The sequence below is a fragment of the Amycolatopsis eburnea genome, from assembly GCF_003937945.1.
GTDB classification, from domain to species: domain Bacteria; phylum Actinomycetota; class Actinomycetes; order Mycobacteriales; family Pseudonocardiaceae; genus Amycolatopsis; species Amycolatopsis eburnea.
Genome location: NZ_RSEC01000059.1, coordinates 691,896 through 709,383 on the forward strand (window position 1 = coordinate 691,896; position 17,488 = coordinate 709,383).

Annotated in this window: 19 protein-coding genes; 3 read left to right on the forward strand and 16 right to left on the reverse strand. The window is 73.0% G+C overall.

Translation table 11 applies throughout. The features are described from left to right. Window positions 1-56: 56 nt before the first annotated feature. From EIY87_RS35305 to EIY87_RS35375, 15 genes are all read right to left on the reverse strand, one after another. The gene (locus EIY87_RS35305) at window positions 57-1,043 is read right to left on the reverse strand and encodes an LLM class flavin-dependent oxidoreductase (RefSeq protein ID WP_125314224.1); all 987 of its coding nucleotides are present in this window, start codon (window positions 1,041-1,043) and stop codon (window positions 57-59) included. A gap of 205 nt (window positions 1,044-1,248) precedes the next feature. Continuing rightward, window positions 1,249-1,734, reverse strand: a complete 486-nt coding sequence (locus EIY87_RS35310) for a flavin reductase family protein (protein WP_125314225.1) — start codon at window positions 1,732-1,734, stop codon at window positions 1,249-1,251. Next, window positions 1,731-3,956, reverse strand: coding sequence for a molybdopterin-dependent oxidoreductase (locus tag EIY87_RS35315; protein ID WP_125314226.1), 2,226 nt, complete (start codon window positions 3,954-3,956; stop codon window positions 1,731-1,733). The genes EIY87_RS35310 and EIY87_RS35315 overlap by 4 nt, the downstream gene beginning before the upstream one ends. Continuing rightward, window positions 3,953-5,008: an LLM class flavin-dependent oxidoreductase gene (locus EIY87_RS35320; RefSeq protein WP_125314227.1), complete on the reverse strand. Its 1,056-nt coding sequence runs from the start codon at window positions 5,006-5,008 to the stop codon at window positions 3,953-3,955. The genes EIY87_RS35315 and EIY87_RS35320 overlap by 4 nt, the downstream gene beginning before the upstream one ends. After that, on the reverse strand, window positions 5,005-5,358 hold the full coding sequence (locus EIY87_RS35325) for a 4Fe-4S dicluster domain-containing protein (protein WP_125314228.1): 354 nt from the start codon (window positions 5,356-5,358) through the stop codon (window positions 5,005-5,007). Before EIY87_RS35325 ends, EIY87_RS35320 begins: the two co-directional genes overlap by 4 nt. Continuing rightward, entirely contained in the window at window positions 5,355-6,815 is a 1,461-nt protein-coding gene (locus tag EIY87_RS35330) for an FAD-dependent oxidoreductase (RefSeq protein WP_125314229.1), read from the reverse strand. The genes EIY87_RS35325 and EIY87_RS35330 overlap by 4 nt, the downstream gene beginning before the upstream one ends. Next, a complete protein-coding gene (locus EIY87_RS35335; RefSeq protein ID WP_125314230.1) occupies window positions 6,812-7,510 on the reverse strand; it encodes an ABC transporter ATP-binding protein in 699 nt (232 codons plus the stop codon). Before EIY87_RS35335 ends, EIY87_RS35330 begins: the two co-directional genes overlap by 4 nt. Then, the gene (locus EIY87_RS35340) at window positions 7,507-8,475 is read right to left on the reverse strand and encodes an aliphatic sulfonate ABC transporter substrate-binding protein (RefSeq protein WP_125314231.1); all 969 of its coding nucleotides are present in this window, start codon (window positions 8,473-8,475) and stop codon (window positions 7,507-7,509) included. The genes EIY87_RS35335 and EIY87_RS35340 overlap by 4 nt, the downstream gene beginning before the upstream one ends. 9 nt (window positions 8,476-8,484) lie before the next feature. After that, entirely contained in the window at window positions 8,485-9,258 is a 774-nt protein-coding gene (locus tag EIY87_RS35345; RefSeq protein WP_125314232.1) for an ABC transporter permease subunit, read from the reverse strand. Continuing rightward, window positions 9,255-10,223, reverse strand: coding sequence for an ABC transporter substrate-binding protein (locus EIY87_RS35350; protein ID WP_125314233.1), 969 nt, complete (start codon window positions 10,221-10,223; stop codon window positions 9,255-9,257). Before EIY87_RS35350 ends, EIY87_RS35345 begins: the two co-directional genes overlap by 4 nt. A 102-nt stretch (window positions 10,224-10,325) precedes the next feature. Further along, window positions 10,326-11,051 (reverse strand): DsbA family protein, encoded by a 726-nt coding sequence (locus EIY87_RS35355; RefSeq protein ID WP_125314234.1) that lies wholly within the window; start codon window positions 11,049-11,051, stop codon window positions 10,326-10,328. A gap of 3 nt (window positions 11,052-11,054) precedes the next feature. Further along, window positions 11,055-11,483, reverse strand: a complete 429-nt coding sequence (locus EIY87_RS35360; RefSeq protein WP_125314235.1) for a cupin domain-containing protein — start codon at window positions 11,481-11,483, stop codon at window positions 11,055-11,057. Window positions 11,484-11,494: 11 nt separating this feature from the next. After that, entirely contained in the window at window positions 11,495-11,917 is a 423-nt protein-coding gene (locus EIY87_RS35365) for an RrF2 family transcriptional regulator (protein WP_191984382.1), read from the reverse strand. 8 nt (window positions 11,918-11,925) lie between these two features. Continuing rightward, window positions 11,926-12,594: an alpha/beta hydrolase gene (locus EIY87_RS35370; protein ID WP_125314236.1), complete on the reverse strand. Its 669-nt coding sequence runs from the start codon at window positions 12,592-12,594 to the stop codon at window positions 11,926-11,928. Then, window positions 12,591-13,700 carry an LLM class flavin-dependent oxidoreductase gene (locus EIY87_RS35375; protein WP_125314237.1) on the reverse strand — a complete coding sequence of 370 codons (1,110 nt, stop codon included), beginning with the start codon at window positions 13,698-13,700 and terminating at the stop codon, window positions 12,591-12,593. Before EIY87_RS35375 ends, EIY87_RS35370 begins: the two co-directional genes overlap by 4 nt. Window positions 13,701-13,861: 161 nt before the next feature. On the opposite strand from EIY87_RS35375, the gene EIY87_RS35380 reads away from it, so the two are divergent. Together EIY87_RS35380 and EIY87_RS35385 are read left to right on the forward strand one after the other, a co-directional pair. Next, window positions 13,862-15,004: an acyl-CoA dehydrogenase family protein gene (locus tag EIY87_RS35380; RefSeq protein WP_125314238.1), complete on the forward strand. Its 1,143-nt coding sequence runs from the start codon at window positions 13,862-13,864 to the stop codon at window positions 15,002-15,004. A 71-nt stretch (window positions 15,005-15,075) separates the two neighbouring features. After that, a complete protein-coding gene (locus tag EIY87_RS35385; RefSeq protein ID WP_225440232.1) occupies window positions 15,076-15,375 on the forward strand; it encodes an EthD family reductase in 300 nt (99 codons plus the stop codon). Here EIY87_RS35385 and eno read toward each other — a convergent pair. Continuing rightward, window positions 15,359-16,642, reverse strand: coding sequence for a phosphopyruvate hydratase (gene eno / locus EIY87_RS35390; protein WP_125314240.1), 1,284 nt, complete (start codon window positions 16,640-16,642; stop codon window positions 15,359-15,361). The genes EIY87_RS35385 and eno overlap by 17 nt on opposite strands. A 489-nt stretch (window positions 16,643-17,131) precedes the next feature. Between eno and EIY87_RS35395 the strand changes: the two genes are divergently transcribed. Further along, the gene (locus tag EIY87_RS35395) at window positions 17,132-17,482 is read left to right on the forward strand and encodes a UBP-type zinc finger domain-containing protein (RefSeq protein ID WP_125314241.1); all 351 of its coding nucleotides are present in this window, start codon (window positions 17,132-17,134) and stop codon (window positions 17,480-17,482) included. Window positions 17,483-17,488 lie beyond the last annotated feature (6 nt).

Consider the following 17,488-nt stretch of genomic DNA (forward strand, 5'->3'; position numbering starts at 1 on the left):
ACCCATGGTGCCTCACCTGCGGCGCGGCGGCCAGAGCAGCGCCGCGGGGGACGGCGTCAGGCGGCCTCGACCTTCGGCATGATCTCCTCGGTCAGCCGCCTCAGGTCGTCGAGGGTCTTCGCCGTCGGGACGTCGCGGAACGGCGGCCACAGCAGCGGCATCGTCAGGCCGGCGTCCTGGTACCGCTTGAGGATGTCCTCGATCTGCTGGGCGCTGCCGGCCAGGAGGTTCGTGCCCTTGCCCGCCGGGGTCTGGTCCATCGGCTCGTCGGTGATGACGAACCAGATCATGCTGCACATCTCGAAGCCGTCCGGGAAGCCGCGGCCGAGCTCGCCCAGCTCGCGCTCCATCTCGCCCTTCCAGCGCTTGATGTCCTCGGGCGTGTCCTGGATGCCGATCCAGCCCTGCAGGCCGTACTTCGCGATGCGCTTGGCCGAGCGCTTCGGGTCCTTCAGCCCGGAGAAGAAGATCGGCGGCGGCTGCTGGATCGGCTTGTGGCCGAAGCCCGACAGCTCGAAGTCCGCGAACTCGCCGTGGTACTCGAACAGCTCGTGGGACCAGATGCCCTGCATGATCTCGATCGTCTCGCGCACGTGACCGTGCCGGCGCGCGAACAGGTGCGGGACGCTGGCGGCGGCGAACTCCTCGGGCATCCAGCCGGAGCCGACGCCGACGTTGAGCCGGCCGCCCGACAGGTGGTCCTGGGTGGCGAGCTCGGCGGCGAGCACGCCGGGGGAGCGGTACGGCGTGTCGATGATGCTCATCCCGATGCGCACCTTCGTGGTCTTCGCCGCCAGCCACGGGATGAGCGTCATGCCCTGGAACCACTTGCCGCGAGAGACGACCGGCAGGGCGTTGGGCAGGTCGGTCATCATGCCGAACGGGTACTGCATCTCGGCGCGGTCGGAGCTCTCCGGGACGACGATCCGGTCGAGCGTCCAGACGGAGTCGAAGTCGAGGTCCTCGGCCAGCGCGGTGAGGTCCTCGAGCTCCTCGAGCGTCACCTCGTCGCGGAAGTTGGGCAGGTAGAGAGCGAGCTTCATGCGTCCGGCCTCCTCGAGACGTCGTCGTCAAGCGGATCGTGCGCCGGCCGGCTCAACCCGATCACACGTGATTCTCAAATCCCGGACAACAGCGGCCGCGGCCGGCTGGCGGCGGCGGCCCGGCGACCGCGATGAGCGGCGCCCTCGTGAGCGCCGTGCTGCGCCGGCTCAGTAGGACGTGAGCACCGTGCTACAGGCAAGCGCGTCACGCAGCGAGGCGGCGGAAGCGGCTGCCGTGGAACACCAGGGGTGGGGTCTCCGCCGTGTGCAGGCCGTGGACGCGCAGCAACGCGATCAGGTGGTCGCCCGCGGGGACCTCCTCCGCCAGCGAACACTCCAGCCACGCGCTCGACCCGGTGATGAACACGCTCCCTGCCGCGCCCGCCTGCCAGGAGACGCCGTCGAACCGGTCGCCCTGCCGGGCGGACAGGCGGCGGCAGGCGTCGTCGTGGCCCTCGGCCAGGACGCTCAGGCCGAGGCGCCGGTCGCGCAGCCGGGGCCACGTCGACGACGTGCGCTGGATGCACAGCGAGACCAGCGGCGGGGCCAGCGAAACCGACGTGAACGAGCTGGCGGCCATGCCGTGCGGGACGCCGTCGATCAGCGCGCACACGGCGGTGACGCCGGACGGGAAGGAGCCGAACGCTTCGCGCAACCGGCTTTCCGAAGTCACGGGCTGCAAGGCGGTCATCGGTGTCCTTTCACGATCGGTGGACGCAGCGCGCGTACTTCCGGTACCGGGCCGTCGAAGCGCTCCACGTCGACGGCGGCGTGCTGGCCCGCGCACCCCTGCGACAGCCGCGACGACGGGATGTCCGCGGTGAGGACGTTCGGATTTCCGTGCGCGCACAGCGGTCCGGAGGGGTGGTCCTCGACCGGGTCGAACCAGGCGCCGGTCGGGAGCTGGACGACGCCGGGCCGCAGCGCGTCGTCCAGGACCGCGCCCGCCAGGCAGGCGCCGCGGTCGTTGAACACCCGGACGACGTCGCCCGCCGCGATGCCGCGGGCCGCCGCGTCGGCCGGGTTGAGCCGGATCGCTTCGCGGCCCGCCACCTTGCCGGCCAGGCTCGTCGCGCCGGCGTCGAGCTGGCTGTGCAGCCGGGTGTGCGGCTGGTTCGCGATCAGCCACAGCGGCCCGGTTTCGCTCGGCGGCAGCCAGACGGGGTGGCCGGGGCAGTCCGGGTAGCCGAACCCCGCGACGGTCGCCGACGTGATCTCGATGCGGCCGCTCGGCGTGCGCAGGGGGTGGGCGGCCGGGTCCGCGCGGAAGTCCGCGAACAGCGTGTGGTGCTCGGGGCCGGGCGGGAGCCGCAGCTCGCCCGCGGCCCAGAACTCCTCGAACGACGGGGAATCGCGCCAGCCGCCGTAGAGGTGCTCCAGCCACTGCCGGGCGGTGCGGTCTTCGGTGAACTCCGCCGCCACCCCGAGCCGATGCGCCAGCCCGGCGAAGATCGCGTAGTCGTCACGCGCTTCCCCGGCGGGTTCGGCGATCCGGTGCATGGCGATCACGTGCGTGTCGCGGCGGCCGGAACCGATGTCCTCGCGCTCCAGCGCGGTCGTCGCGGGCAGCACGATGTCGGCGTGCCGCGCGGTGGCCGTCCAATGGGGCTCGTGCACGACGACGGTGTCCGGGCGCGCGAAGGCGCGGCGCAGGCGGTTGAGGTCCTGGTGGTGGTGGAACGGGTTGCCGCCGGCCCAGTGCACGAGCCGGATGTCCGGGTACCGCCGGGTCTCGCCGTTGTAGTCGTAGGTCTCGCCGGGGCGCAGCAGCAGGTCCGCGATCCGCGCGACCGGGATGTACTCGCCGACCGGGTTGACGCCCTGGGGCAGGGCCGGGATCCGCAGCTCGGGACCGGTGTCGCCGACGTCGCCCATCGAGCCGTAGCCGTGGCCGAAGCCGCCGCCGGGCAGGCCGATCTGGCCGAGCAGCGCGGCCAGCGCGATGCCCGCCCACACCGGCTGCTCGCCGTGTTCGGCGCGCTGCAGCGACCAGGTCACGGTGATCAACGTCCGGTGTGCCGCCATCTCCCTGGCCAGTGCGACGATGTCCGCGGCCGGGATGCCGGTGATCCCGGCGGCCCAGGCCGGGTCCTTGTCGCGCAGGGAGCGCTCGAACTCCGGAAAGCCGACGGTGTAGCGCTCGAGGAAGTCCTTGTCGTGCCGGTCTTCGGCGACGAGGGTGTGGGCCAGCGCCAGCATCAGCGCGGTGTCGGTCGCGGGCCGGATCGGGTACCACCGGGCGTCCACTGTGGACGGGAGGTCGTCGCGCAACGGGCTGACGAGCGCGACGCGGCCGCCGAACCGCGCGAGGTGGCCGGGGGTGCCGTGGACGGTGACGCCGCCGGGCGTGACGAAGACGTTCTTCTCCGGCACGCCGCCGAACGCGACCAGCAGCTCCGTGTGCGCGGCGATCGTCGGCCACGTCGACGCCTGGCGCAGCACCGCGTGCGCGTCGCCGACGACGTGCGGCAGCAGCACCGACGACGTCCCGTTGCTGTAGGTGTTGCGCGACGCCGTGAAGCCGCCGATGGTGTTGAGGAACCGGTGCAGCTGGCTCTGCGCGTGGTGGAACCGCCCCGCGCTGGCCCACCCGTACGAGCCGCCGAAGATCGCCTGGTTGCCGTGCTCGGTCCGGACGCGGTCCAGCTCGGCGGCCAGCAGGTCGAGCACCTCGTCCCACGGCAGCTCGACGAACTCGTCGCGGCCGCGCCGGACGTCCGGGCCCGGGCCGTCCTCGAGCCAGCCGCGGCGGACCGCGGGCCGGGCCACCCGGGTGGGGTGGTCGAGCGCGGCGGCGAGGTTGCCCAGCAGGGGAGAGGGTGAGGGGTCGGCCGGGTGCGGCTCGACGCGCAGCCGGCCTTCGGCGTCGACTTCGGCGGAGAAGGCGCCCCAGTGCGATGTGCTCGGCTTCATGCCCCGACGGTAACCGCGTCGGCCTTTTCCCGGACCAGGCGCACGAGCGCGCCGTAGTCGCGGGCGTCGGCGAGCGGCGAGAACCCGCGGATCAGCAGGGTGCCGACGCCGAGCCGGACGTAGTCGAGCAGCGAGTCCGCGACCTGCTCGTAGCTGCCGACCAGCGCGGTCGAGTTCCCGGCGGCGCCGGTCGTCTTCGCCACCGCCGTCCACAGCCGCTCGTCGACGACGTCCCCGGTCGCGGCCGCCGCCAGCAGCCGCCGCGACCCGACGGCTTCGCTGGAGTCGCGGCGGCCCTTGAACTCGCCGACGCGGTCCTGGGTGAGCCGCAGGATCTCGCGGGCCCGGTCCCAGGCCTCGGCTTCGGTCGCGGCGGGGATCGGCCGCAGGCTGACGCTGAACGCGATGTCCCGGCCGGCGGCGGCCCGCACCTGCTCGATGCGCTCGGCGATCCCGGCCAACGGTTCGCCCCAGAACGCGTAGACGTCGGCGTGCTTGGCGCCCACCCGGATGGCGTCGGCCGACGCGCCACCGAAGTAGACCGGGATCCCGGCGGCCGGGCGGACGTCCGAGAGCGCGCCGCGGACCCGGTAGAACTCGCCTTCGTGGTCGAACGGCTCGGCCGACTCCCAGGTCCGCCGCACCACCGAGAGGAAGTCGTCGGTGCGCCGGTAGCGGGTCGGCTTGTCGGTGAAGTCGCCGTCGCGGGCCTGGTCGGCGTCGTCGCCGCCGGTGATCACGTGCAGCGCGATCCGGCCGGGGTGGAACGCGTCGAGGGTGGCGAACTTGCGGGCCAGCTGGGTCGGTGCGACGAAGCCCGGGCGGTGGGCCAGCAGGACGCCGAGCCGCTCGGTGGCGGCCAGCACCTGGTCCGCGAGCACGAACCCGTCCGGGCTGCTCGCGGACTGGGCGATCAGCACCCGGTCGAAGCCGGCTTCCTCGTGCGTGCGGGCGACTTCGCGCAGGTAGCCGGGCTGGATGACCGGGCCTTCGGGCGCGATGGTCTCGCTGGCCTGGCGGCCGGCGGCGTAACCGATGAATTCGAGCGTCACGGGGTCTCCTGTCCCAGGGCGCGGGCGGCGGCGAAGATGTCGCTCATCCGCCAGCTTTCGTTGGCGTGGGTGCGGCGCGCCCGGCCCCAGCCGGAGTCGCGCCGGTACTGCGCGGGCCAGTCCGAAGCCCGGACGGCGGTTTCGTCGACGTCGACGGGGGTGCGGCAGTCGGGGTCGACGAACAGCGCGTCGACCGGGCAGTACAGCTCGCACAGGAAGCAGGTCTGGCAGTCGCTCTGCCGCGCGATGACCGGCGGCGCGGCCGGGACGGCGTCGAAGACGTCGCTGGGGCACACCCGGACGCACTTGTCGCAGGCGATGCACCGGTCGGCGAGCACGAGTTCGATCACGCGGCGGCCTCCTGCCCGTCCGTGCGCCAGTGCATGCCGAGGGTTTCGCGCCGGCCCAGTGCCGCGGTCTTGACCCAGCGGCCCACGGCGACCAGCGACGCGGTCTCGCGCGCGGTCACGGCGTCGCGGCCGGTGCCGGTCAGGCCCGCCTCGACGTCCGTCCACAGGGAATCCAATGTGGACAAGGAGCGGCGGAGCCCGGCTTCGTCGCGGAACATGTTCTTGTCGTAGGCGTTCAGCTCCTCCCGGACGAGGTCGACCACGACGGCGGTGTCCACAGCGGACGGCCGGCCGCCCGGCCGGATCCCGGCTTTCCCGATCGGCCGCAGCGGCGACGCCGTGGTGGTGCGGGCGTACCGGACCGCGGCCCGCCCGGCCCACGTCCCGGACGAGACCGCCCACGCGGAGTTGGGCGAGCCGCCACCCGAGATCGCGCCGACGACCGGCACCCGGCTCGCGACGTCGCCCGCCGCGAACAGGCCGGGTACGCCGGTGTCGCAGTCCGGCCCGGTGACGAGCCCGCCGACGCCGCGAATGGTGCCTTCGCCGAGCAGCGTGACCTCGAACGGCTGGGTGTAGGGGTCGATGCCGCGGCGGGTGAACGGCAGCAGGAAGTTCGGCTGCACCACCGGCATCTTGCGGCGCACCCACTCCGGCGCCCGGTCGAGCGTCGTGAACACCGGGCCGCGCAGCATCGCCGCGCCGAGGACGCGGTTGCGGTCCGGGCCGGACGGCAGCTCGATGACTCGCCCGTCGGCGTCGGTGTAGGTGCCGAACAGGTACGTCATCGACCGCGCCATCGTGGAGAACGCCGGCGCGAGGGTGTAGTAGTTCGAGAACTCCATGCCGGCGAGCGTCGCGCCGGCTTCGACGGCCATCAGGTGGCCGTCGCCGGTGTTGCCGCGGGAGCCGAGCAGGTGCGAGCGGAACGCCGTGCCGCCGGTGGCCAGGACGACCGCGCCCGCGCGGACCTGCCAGTTCCCGCCCGCCTGCCGCCGGACCCCGGCCGCGCCGCCCACCGAACCGTCCGGGCGCACCAGCAGTTCCAGCGCCGGGTGGTGGTCGAGGATGCGGACGCCGGCGCGGTGGACGAGCCCGCGCATCGCGCGCAGGTACTCCGGCCCGCGCACGTTGTTCGTCCGGTCCGGCCGCCCGTCGCGGACCGGGAAGGGGTAGTACCGGTCCAGCGTGGGCAGCCGCTCCCACGTCGTGCGCAGGACCCGCAGCGCCTGCTCGGGATCGGCGAGCCCGCCCGCGTGCGCGTGCCGCTCGGCGACCGCCTGTTCGTGCCGGGACGGTTCGACGAACCAGTGCGTGACCCCGGCCGTGGCCGTGACGCCGCTCGTGCCGCAGTAGCCCTTGTCGACCAGCACGACGTCCCCGCCGGCCTGCGCTGCGGCCAGCGCGGTCCAGGTCGCGGCCAGGCCGCCGCCGATGACGAGCACGTCGGCGTTCACCGGGTCTCGGCCAGTTCGGCGACCCCCAGCTCGGCCAGCAGCCGGTGGCGCAGCTCGTCGAACGCGGGGTTGCGGCGGCTGCGTTCGCCGCCGAAGTCGACGCGGTGCTCGGCCGCGAGCCGGCCGGACCGCAGCGCGACCACGCGGTCGGCGAGGAGGATGGCCTCGTCGACGTCGTGGGTGACCAGCAGCACGGCCGGGCGGTGCGCGGCGACGAGCTGCCGGACCAGTGCGTGCATCTTGATCCGGGTGAGCGCGTCGAGCGCGGCGAACGGCTCGTCGAGCAGGAGCAGCCGCGGCTCGCGGACCAGCGCCCTGGCGAGCGCGACGCGCTGGGCCTCGCCGCCGGAGAGCGTGACCGGCCAGGCGTCGAGGTGGCCGGCCAGCCCGACTTCGGTCAGCGCCCGGGCGGCGGCCTCGCGGGGGAGGCCGACGGCGACGTTCTGCCACACCCGCCGCCACGGCAGCAGCCGGTGTTCCTGGAACACCACCATCCGCTCGGGCGGGGCTTCGAGGTCGCCGCCGTCGGGGGTGTCGAGTCCGGCCAGCAGCCGCAGCAACGTCGTCTTGCCGCAGCCGCTTTCGCCGATGAGGGCGACGAACTCGCCGGGCGCGATGTCGAGGTCCAGTCCACTCAGGACGGTCCGCGGCCCGAAGCTCTTGGTCAGCGCGCGCACGCGCACGGCCGTGCTCACAGCTTTACCGCGTGGTCGGCGATGGTGATCGGGCCGCTGAGGATCTTGCGCTGGGTCAGCCAGTCCGCGCCACGCTGCAGCTGCGCGATCCCGTCGTCGTTGATCAGCGCCAGCTTCGTCTGGACGTTCTTGGCGGCCATCTTGTCCAGCACGGCCTGGGGGTAGTGGGAGACGGCGTTGCCGATGTCGAGGGCTTCCTTGTAGTGCTGGTTCTGCCACTCGTAGTCGGCCTGGAACGCGGCGATCACCTTGCGGATGGTGTCGGCGTTCTGCTCGGCGTACTCACGGCGGACGAGGAAGCTGGTGAAGTCGATCTGGAAGTCCAGTTCGTCACCGTCGACGAAGATGGGCTTGGCGCCGTACTGCACCTCGGCGATCTCGCGGAAGCCCTGCCAGATGGCCCACGCGTCGATCTTCCCGGCGCCGAAGGCCGCGGACGCCTCGGGCGGGTTGAGGTAGGTGATCTTCACCGATTCGCGCGGCACGTTGTACTTCTCCAAGGCGGCGACGAGCAGGAACTCGCCGAGTCCGGCCTTGTTGACCGCGACGGTCTTCCCCGCGAGATCGGTGACCTTTTCGATGCCGGTGTGCGCGCCGGCGACGATCGCCGTCGTCCGCGGGGTCGAGGCCGCCCAGGCGACGTAGACGAGGTCGGCGCCGGACAGGATCGCCTGGTCGGCCGGGGTGGTGCTGCCGCCGAAGCTGAAGTCGGCGGTGCCGCCGACGACCGCCTGCAGCGTAGGCGCGTGGTTGGGGAACGGGCCCACCCACTCGACGGCGATGCCCTGGTCCTTCAGCGTCTTCTCCAGCACGCCACGGGACTTCGGGACGGAGATGGTGCTGTAGGTCAGGCGCACCTTGCCCGGGGTGGCGCCGCCGGCCGAACCGGTGGCGCAGGCGGCGAGCGGGGCGGCCAGCGCGGTGAGGCCGGCCGCGGTCAGGAACGTGCGGCGGGAGAGTGTCATGGCGGTTCCTCAGGCGGTCAGGCGGGCGTAGGTGGGGTGCCAGCGCAGCAGCCGGCGTTCGAGCACGCGCGTGACGAGGTCGCAGAGGATCCCGATCGCGGCGTAGATGAGCACGACGAGCACGATCACATCGGTCTGCAGGAATTCCCGGGCGTTCGTGGCCATGAACCCGAGTCCCGCGTCGGCGCCGAGCGTTTCGGCGATGACCAGGGCGAGCCAGGCGGCGGTGAGCGAGAGCCGCAGGCCGCCGAGGATCGACGGGAGCGCGCCGGGCAGCACGACCCAGCGGATCCGCGCGGCCCGGCCGAGCCCGACGACGTCGGTCATTTCCAGCAGCTTCGGGTCGATCTGCCGGATGCCGAGCACGGTGGTCAGGTAGAGCGGGACGGCGGTGCCGAGCGCGATCAGGAAGATCTTGCCCGCCTCGCCGATCCCGAACCAGACGATGACCAGCGGCAGGATGGCCAGGAACGGGACCGCGCGGACCATCTGGATGCTGCGGTCCAGCAGCGCGTCGGCCACTTTGGACAGTCCGACCAGCAGCCCGGTCCCCAGGCCGAGGCTCGCCCCGATGGCGAACCCGGTGGCCGAGCGCTGAAGGCTGGCCAGCAGGTTCGTCACCAGTTCGCCGTCGGCCAGCAGGTCGCCCGCCTTGACGAGCACGCTGCTGGGGGCGGGCAGCACCTGCTTCGGCAGGATCCCGGTCTGCGCCAGGAGCTCCCACAGGACGAGCAGGGCGACCGGGGTCAGCCAGGACACGGCCCGGTACGGGAAGCGGATCATCGCGGGTCGAGCCCGGAGTCGAGGTACTCGGCCAGCTTCTTGCCGCCCGGGAACAACCCTTGCTGCACCCAGGTGTCGTAGGTCTTCTGCAGCTGGGCGGCGAGCGCGGCGTCCACCGGGATGCGCCGGTAGGTCGTCTCGTCCGGACGGACCTGGGCGGCGATTTCGAGGGGCTGGTGCGCGAACCCGGCGTACCACTTGTCGAACGCGTCGGGGTTGGCCTTCGACCAGGCGTAGCTCTTGTCGACGCGGCTCGCGAAGTCCTGGATCGCGGTGCGCTTGCGCGGGTCTTCGAGCGCCTTGTCGGTGGCCGAGAGCACGTTGAGGCCGGAGTTGATGCCGGCGCCGTCCGAGAGCACCCGCGCGCCGAGTTCGCCGCGGGCGCGGGCGGCGTAGACGCTCCAGGTGGCCCAGGCGTCGATGTTGCCGGTCGAGAACGCGCCGTTCGCCTCCGAAGGAGCGAGGAAGTTCAGCGTGACGTCCTTGTCCGACAGCCCGGCCTGCTTCAGCGCGCCGATCACCAGGAAGTGCGCGACACTGCCGCGGGTGGTGGGGGAGACCCGCTTGCCCTTGAGGTCGGCGACGGTGCGGGCCGGGCTGTCCTTCGGCACCAGGAGGTAGGTGCCCTTGCCGCCGTTGCTCCAGGCCGCGGCGACCTTGATCTTCGAGCCGCCGGCGATCGCCGTGACGGTCGGGGAGTCGTTGGCGCCGCCGATGTCGATGGCGTCCGCGCGCAGGGCTTCGTGCAGGTTGACCGCGGCCGCGAACTGCGACCACTCGATCTTGTAGGGCAGGTTGTCGAGCAGCCCGGCGGCCTTCAGCCGGGACTGCGTGGCGCCGGTCTGGTCGCCGACGCGCAGCACGACCTCGCCGGACGCGTCCGAAGTGGACGATCCGCACGCCGTGAGCGCGGTGAGGCCGAGCAGGGCGGCCACGAGCAGGGCGAGCCGGGGTTTCGAGGGCATGCGGGAACTCCCCAATGCGGTGTCGGCCGCGGAGATTCTGGTTGTGGCGCCGGGCTAATCGGTCACCGGCGTGTGTCTATTTTCCCCGGCCGCAGGGGAGAGTCAATGCGCGCGGCGGTGTTCCCACGAACCGGGAAGAGATCCACTGTGGACCGTCGCGGCGCGCGCGGCGTCGAAGTACTCGCCCAGCGGCCGCCAGCCGGGCACGACGAACCGGCCGCCCGGACCCGTGAAGGTCAACGTCGGCAAGGCGTAGCGGACGTGGTGCTCGAGGTGCTTCGCGCGGCCGCTGTGCGGTCCGGGCGCGGTGATGTCGAGGACTTCCGGGCACGGGTTGCGCGTTTCGCGCCAGTCGTCGCGCACGGCCTGGCGGATCTCGTCGCTCGTCATGGCGGCGTGCAACGCCGCGAGGTCGAGGCCGGGCACGTCCTCGACGGCGGCGAGCACCCGCTCGGTGTCGTCGGCCGGGGTGCCGAGCACGAACGTCGTCTCGCGCAGCCGCGTCAGGACGAGGTCGGCGACGGTTTCCCCTTGCGCTTCGGCGGCTTTCGCCGCCAGCGACGCCGGCCAGCTCGTCCGCGCGACCCAGGACAGGTGCGGTGCCTTCGGGGCACCGGTGTGCTCGGTGACGCCGTCGATGAACTTCGCGTACCACGCGGCTTCGGCGGCCGGGTCCGGCGCGGGGTCCTCGTCGTCGTCGAAGAGGATGCCGAACACCCGCCGCCACCGGGCGCCGGTGAGTTCCGCCCGCAGCCGGCGGAACTTCGGCTCCGATCCCCATGCCCAGGGGCAGGCGGGATCGGTGTATTCGACGACGTCGAGCCCCACGGGTCAGTCCTCGGGCACGTCGACCGGGGACCACAGGCTCGGCAGGTTGACCACGATGCCCTCCTGGCTGCTGCGGGCGATGATGACCACGGCCTCTTCGTCGGTCGGGTTCTCTTCGCGGTGCGGCACGTACGGCGGCACGAAGATGTAGTCGCCGGGCCCGGTTTCGATGCGGACTTCCTCGTCGCCGTCGGCGAAGACGAACACCGGGTGGCCGGACTTGACGTAGATCGCCGTCTCCGCCTCGCCGTGGTGGTGGTCGCCGGAGTTGGTCACCGGCGCGACGTGCGTCTCGCCCATCCACACCTTCGACGACCCGACGGTCTTGCCGGAGATCGCCTCCAGGCGCTTCATCCCGGTCGTCTGGTTGGTGTCGCCGGTCAGGTCCGCGCCGCGGATGTGGCGCAGCGGCTGGTGCCAGAGGTCGCTCATGGGACGTCCTTTCAGGAGACGACGCGGGCCGGGGCCGCGCCGGTCAGCAGGTCGGCGAGGGTCGTCGCGCTCAGGATCGCGTCGAGGCCGGCTTCGACCCCCGACCAGAACGGGGTCAGGCCGGCGGCGGTGCCGTGGTAGGCCAGCGCGGGCCGCGGTTCGCCGCGGACGGAGAGGAACTCGCCGTCGACCGCGACCACGGCGTCCCGCACGGTCACCTCGCCGGCCGGCCGGGCCAGCCAGTAGCCGCCCTCGCAGCCGCGCTGGCTGCGGACCAGCCCGGCCTGGCGCAGGTCCCGCATGACCGCCTTGATGAACCGGGCCGGGATGTCCTGGGTGGACGCGACGGCTTCGCAGGTGATCGGCCGCGTCGTGTCCGCGGCGAGCTCCAGCAGCACCCTGATCGCGTAGTCCGCTCTGGCCGAGATGCGCATGCCCGCCATCATCCCCGGACCAGGACCGGTCCGCGCGTCCCGGCCCGCAGCCACTCCACGAACTGGACGATCTCGGCGGCGACGCTGCGGTGGTGCACGTCGTTGAGCACGTCGTGGCGACCGCCGCCGACCAGGACGAACCGGCCGGCCGGGAGCATCTCGGCGAAGGCGCGGGCGGCCTTCGGGGACGCGATCACGTCCGCTTCGCCGTGGAGCACGAGCACCGGGACGCGGGGGAGCACCGCCGGGAGATCGGCGGGCTCCGCGGCGAGGGCGCCGCGCTCGAGGTGCTCGTCGGCTTCGAGCAGGGCCCGGTGCACCGGGCACGCCGTCCGCGCGTCGAGCTCACCCGCCCACGAGTGGTCCGCGGGGGCGTCGGCCGACAGCGGGAGACCGGCCGCGACGACCGCGTGCACCGGCAGCTCCGCGGCGAGGGTCACGGCCTGGACGGCGCCGGCGTCGCTCCCGAGCAGGACGACCGGCACCGGCCCGCCGCGCAGTTCGGCCGCGACGTCGCCGGGCGAGGACACGGCGGCGACCCGGTAGCCGTCGGCGGCGAGCCGGGTGCCGAGCCGGGCGTAGAGCCCGGGGTGCTCGCCGCGGCCCGGCAGCACCACGACCGAGCCGCGCACGGTCACGCCTTCGGCCGGGAGCCAGCGTGCGGGCGCGCGCGTCATACGGCGGCCGCCGTCGCGGGGCGGCGCTCGCGGCGGGCCAGTTCGGAGCGGACCAGCGGCAGCAGGTGCCTGCCGTAGTCGATCGCGTCGTCGAGCGGGTCGTAGCCGCGGATCAGCAGGGTGGTGACGCCGATGTCGACGTAGTCCAGCAACGCCCGCGCGACGGTTTCGGGCGTGCCGACCAGCGCGGTGGAGTTGCCGGCGGCGCCGGTCGCGGTGGCCAGCGGAGTCCACAGTGCACGGTCGTGGCGATCGGCTTTCGCGGCCGCGGCCAGCAGGCGCACGCTGCCGACGTTGGTCGGCGGACCGCCGTCGCGCCATTCGCGGGCCGCTTTCGCCGCGCCGGACGCCGTGATCTTGTCGAGGATCCGCTCGGCCCGCTCCCACGCCAGTTCCTCGGTGGGCGCGAGGATCGGCCGGAACGACACGCTGATCCCCGGCGGAGTGAGCCGGCCGACCGCCTTCGCCGCCGCCCGGACGGACGCGATCTGCTCCGCCGTTTCCTTCAGCGGTTCGCCCCACAGCGCGAAGACGTCGGCGTGCTCGCCGCCGACGCGGTAGGCCGCCTCGGAGGAACCGCCGAAGTACAGCGGGATGCGCGGGTTCTGCAGCGGCCGCACCTGCGGGGTGTAGTCGTCGAGCCGGTAGTGCTTGCCGTGGTGGGAAAAGGCGGACCCGGACGTCCAGGCGCGCTTGAGGATCTCGAGGTATTCGCCGGTGCGCTCGTACCGCTCGTCCTTGGGCAGGTAGTCGCCGTCGCGGGCCTGCTCGACGTCGCTGCCGCCGGTGATGGTGTGCACCGCGACGCGCCCGCCGCTGAAGTGGTCGAGGGTGGCGAACGCGCGCGCCGCCAGCGTCGGGGCGACGAAGCCGGGGCGGTGCGCCACGAGCACGCCGAGGCGCTCGGTGTGCGCGGCCGCGTAGGCGGCGACCTGCTGGCCTTCCGGCCAGCCCGCGCCGTAGCCGATGAGCACGCGGTCGAACCCGCCGTCCTCGTGCGCCCGGGCGAACCGGCGGACGTAGGCCGGGTCGACGACCGGGCCTCTGGCGGGCCGGGTCTCGCTCGCGTCCTGGGTGCCGATCATGCCGACGAACTCGACGGGCATCTGCTTTCCTTTCGCCGCAAGAGAAACGCATCGGTAGGGAACGGCATCCGCGGCCACCCTGTCAATTGGGCAGCTCCAGGTGTCCATTTGGTGGACGCCGCTGGCTCCGCGCGATCCGGGCGGCTTATCGTCGGCGTCGCTCCCGACCCCCGGAGGAACTCGTGACCACGAGCGTCACCACCGTGCCGAAGCCCGACCTGGCCGCGCTGCCCTCGATCGTCGCCGGGCTGGCCGCGCGGGCCGGCGAGCACGACCGCGACGCGACGTTCCCGCACGAAGGCGTCGAACTGGTGCACGCGGCCGGCCTGCTGACGACGACCGTGCACCCGCGCTACGGCGGTCCGGGTGCCGGGGTCCTCGACACCGCGCGGCTGCTGGCCGAGCTGGGCCGCGGCGACCCGTCGGTCGCGCTGGTCACCGCGATGACGCTGTTCGTCCACGCCGGGCAGGGCGCCGACCCGTCGTGGCCGGAGGAGCTCTACCGGGAAGTGCTCGCGGAATCGGCCGGGCGGCCGGTGCTGATCAACGCGCTGCGCGTCGAACCGGAGCTCGGCTCACCGACCCGCGGCGGCCTGCCCGCGACCGTCGCGCGCCGGACCGCGGACGGCTGGCGCCTGTCCGGCCGCAAGATCTACTCGACCGGCTCGGTCGGCCTGCGCTGGCTGGTGGTGTGGGCCCGGACCGACGAGCCCGAGCCGCGCGTCGGCGGGTTCCTGGTCCGCGCCGACGCGCCGGGCATCACGATCGAGCCGACCTGGGACCACCTCGGCCTGCGGGCGAGCGCGAGCCACGACGTCGTGTTCGCCGACGTCCCGGTGGCGGAGGGGGCCACCGCCGGACTGTCCACACCGGACAGCCAACGGCCGCCCGTGCTGACGTTCCCCTTGGCACTGCCCGCGTTGTACCTCGGTGTCGCCCGCAACGCGCTCGACTGGCTCACCGGGTTCCTCCGCGAGCGCGTGCCGAGCGGGCTGGGCAAGCCGCTGGCGACGTTGCCGCGGTTCCAGGCCGGCGCGGGGGAGATCGCCGCGCGGATCACCGGCGCGCAGGAGATCCTCTTCGGACTGGCCCGCCGGGTGGACGAGGGCGACCCCGGCGCCGCCGCGCACGCCGGCGTCGCCAAGGTCCTCGCCACCCGGCTGCTCATCGAGGCGGTCGAGCAGGCCGTCGCGCTGGCGGGCAACCCGGGCCTGACGCACGGGAACCCGCTGCAGCGCCACTACCGGGACGTGCTGTGCAGCCGCGTCCACACCCCGCAGGACGACGCCGTGCTGACCGGGCTGGGCCGTTCGGTCCTGGCGTAACCCGGACGCGCGTCGCGCCGCGATGTGCCAGGGTGGAGGGGACCACCGCCGAAAGGGACCCGATGCACCGCATGACCGTGCTTTACCCGCCGCCCGTCGACGAAGCGCACTTCCGCGAGTACTACACCAGCACCCACCTGCCGCTGGTGGCGCAGATGCCCGGCCTCGTCCGGTGGCAGTACTCCTTCGACGTCACCACGCTCGCCGGGGAGCAGAAGTACTTCGCCGTGTTCCACGCCGACTTCGAGTCGGCCGAGGCCATGGCCGCCGCGCGCGAGTCCGAAGTGGGCAAAGCCGTGTCCGCGGACGTCGCGAACTACGCCACCGGCGGGGTGGAGCTGATCCACTACCCGCTCAGCGGCGGCCGCTGATCGTGCTCGCGCCGGCGTAGCGCGCCTCGGCGCCCAGCTCCTCCTCGATGCGGATGAGCTGGTTGTACTTGGCCGTGCGGTCGGCGCGGGACAGCGAGCCGGTCTTGATCTGGCCGCAGTTGGTGGCCACGGCGAGATCGGCGATCGTGGTGTCCTCGGTCTCGCCGGAGCGGTGGGACATGACCACGGAGTAGCCCGCCTTGTGCGCGGTCTCCACCGTGGTCAGGGTCTCGGTGAGGGTGCCGATCTGGTTGACCTTGACCAGGATCGAGTTCCCGATGCCGCGCTCGATGCCGTCCTTCAGCAGGTTCACGTTGGTGCAGAAGACGTCGTCGCCGACGAGCTGGACGCGGTCGCCGATGGTGTCGGTGAGCTGCTTCCAGCCGGCGTAGTCGTCCTGCGCGAGACCGTCCTCGATGGACACGATGGGGTAGCGTGCGGTCAGGTCGGCGAGGTAGGCGACGTGCTCCTCGACGCTGCGCTTGCGGCCCTCGCCGGTGTAGTCGTAGACCTCGCCGGTGTAGAACTCCGACGCGGCCGGGTCGAGCAGCAGGGCGATGTCTTCGCCGGGGGTGTAGCCGGACTGCTCGATCGCGCGCAGCACGAACTCGAGGGCCTCGTCGGCGGAGCTGAGGTTGGGCGCGAACCCGCCTTCGTCGCCGACGTTGGTGCTGTGCCCGGCGTCGTGCAGCGACTTGCGCAGCGTGTGGAAGACCTCGGAGCCCATCCGCACGGCCTCGGCGAACGTCGGCGCGCCGACCGGGCCGATCATGAACTCCTGGAAGTCGATCGGGTTGTCCGCGTGCGCGCCGCCGTTGATGATGTTCATCATCGGCATCGGCAGCAGGTGGGCGAACACCCCGCCGGCGTACCGGTAGAGCGGCAGCGAGCTGGCGGCCGCGGCCGCCTTGACCACGGCGAGCGACACGCCCAGCGTCGCGTTCGCGCCGAGCCGGGCCTTGTTCGCGGTGCCGTCCAGCGCGATCAGCGCGCGGTCGACCTCCGCCTGCGCCTCGGCGTCCAGGCCCACGACGGCCTCGGCGATCTCGGTGTTCACGGCGTCGACGGCCTTGCGCACGCCCTTGCCGTGGAACCGCGCCTTGTCCCCGTCCCGCAGCTCGACCGCTTCCCGGGTACCGGTGGAGGCGCCCGAGGGCACCGCGGCCCGGCCGAGTGAGCCGTCCGCCAGCTCGACGTCGACCTCGACGGTCGGGTTGCCGCGGCTGTCGAGAACTTCGCGGCCCTTGACCCGGACGATGGCAGTCATTGCGCTCCTCGGTGAGTTCGCCTAGCGGGGCGGCGCCACGGTGAGCCGCGAGACAGTGGCGAGGCTAGCAGAAATCTCTGAATCGATCCCGAACTTTTCCCGGCCGGCACCGCCCGATTGACCGTCATCCACATGGGCGGCGTCGTGGCGGGCTACGTCTCGGGTCAGGGCCTCGGCAAAGTCGCCGCGCAGGTGGGCACGCCGACAGGGGCATTGGCCGACGCGCATCGTGTGCCATGTTGGCCACTCCAGGCGCCATGTTGGCCGTTCCGGACGGCGTGTTGGCCACTCCGGGCAGGGCGTGACGAACGCTCGCTAGGGGGCGACCGCCCTCGGTCCGAGCCCACCGGCGCCGGCTGTGGCGGCCGCAGCCGGCCGGGCCACCCGGCACGCCCACACACAGCCGCTAGCGAGAAAGCCCCGATTCGGCGCTGCCCGCGGTTCGGATTAGAGTCGGCGGTGGCCGTGGTCCCGAGCGGAGGAGTTCGCATGCAAGGAGTCGACCCCTCGGTGCCGCCGAGCGGCCCTGGCTGCGCGGACTGCGACGCCGCGGACCCGCCGGGCTGGTGGTTCCACCTCCGGCGCTGCGCCGGCTGCGGCCACATCGGCTGCTGCGACTCCTCGCCCGGCCAGCACGCCAGCGCCCACGCCGCGGCGACAGGCCACCGGATCGTCCGCAGCTTCGAGCCGGGCGAGGAGTGGTTCTGGGACTACGAAGCGGAGACGATGTACGAGTCCGGTCCCGCGCTGGCCGCCCCGGAGCACCGCCCGCTCACCCAGGCGGCGCCCGGCCCGGCGGAGCGGCTGCCCGAGGACTGGCCCCAGCGCCTGCACCGCTGACCGGCC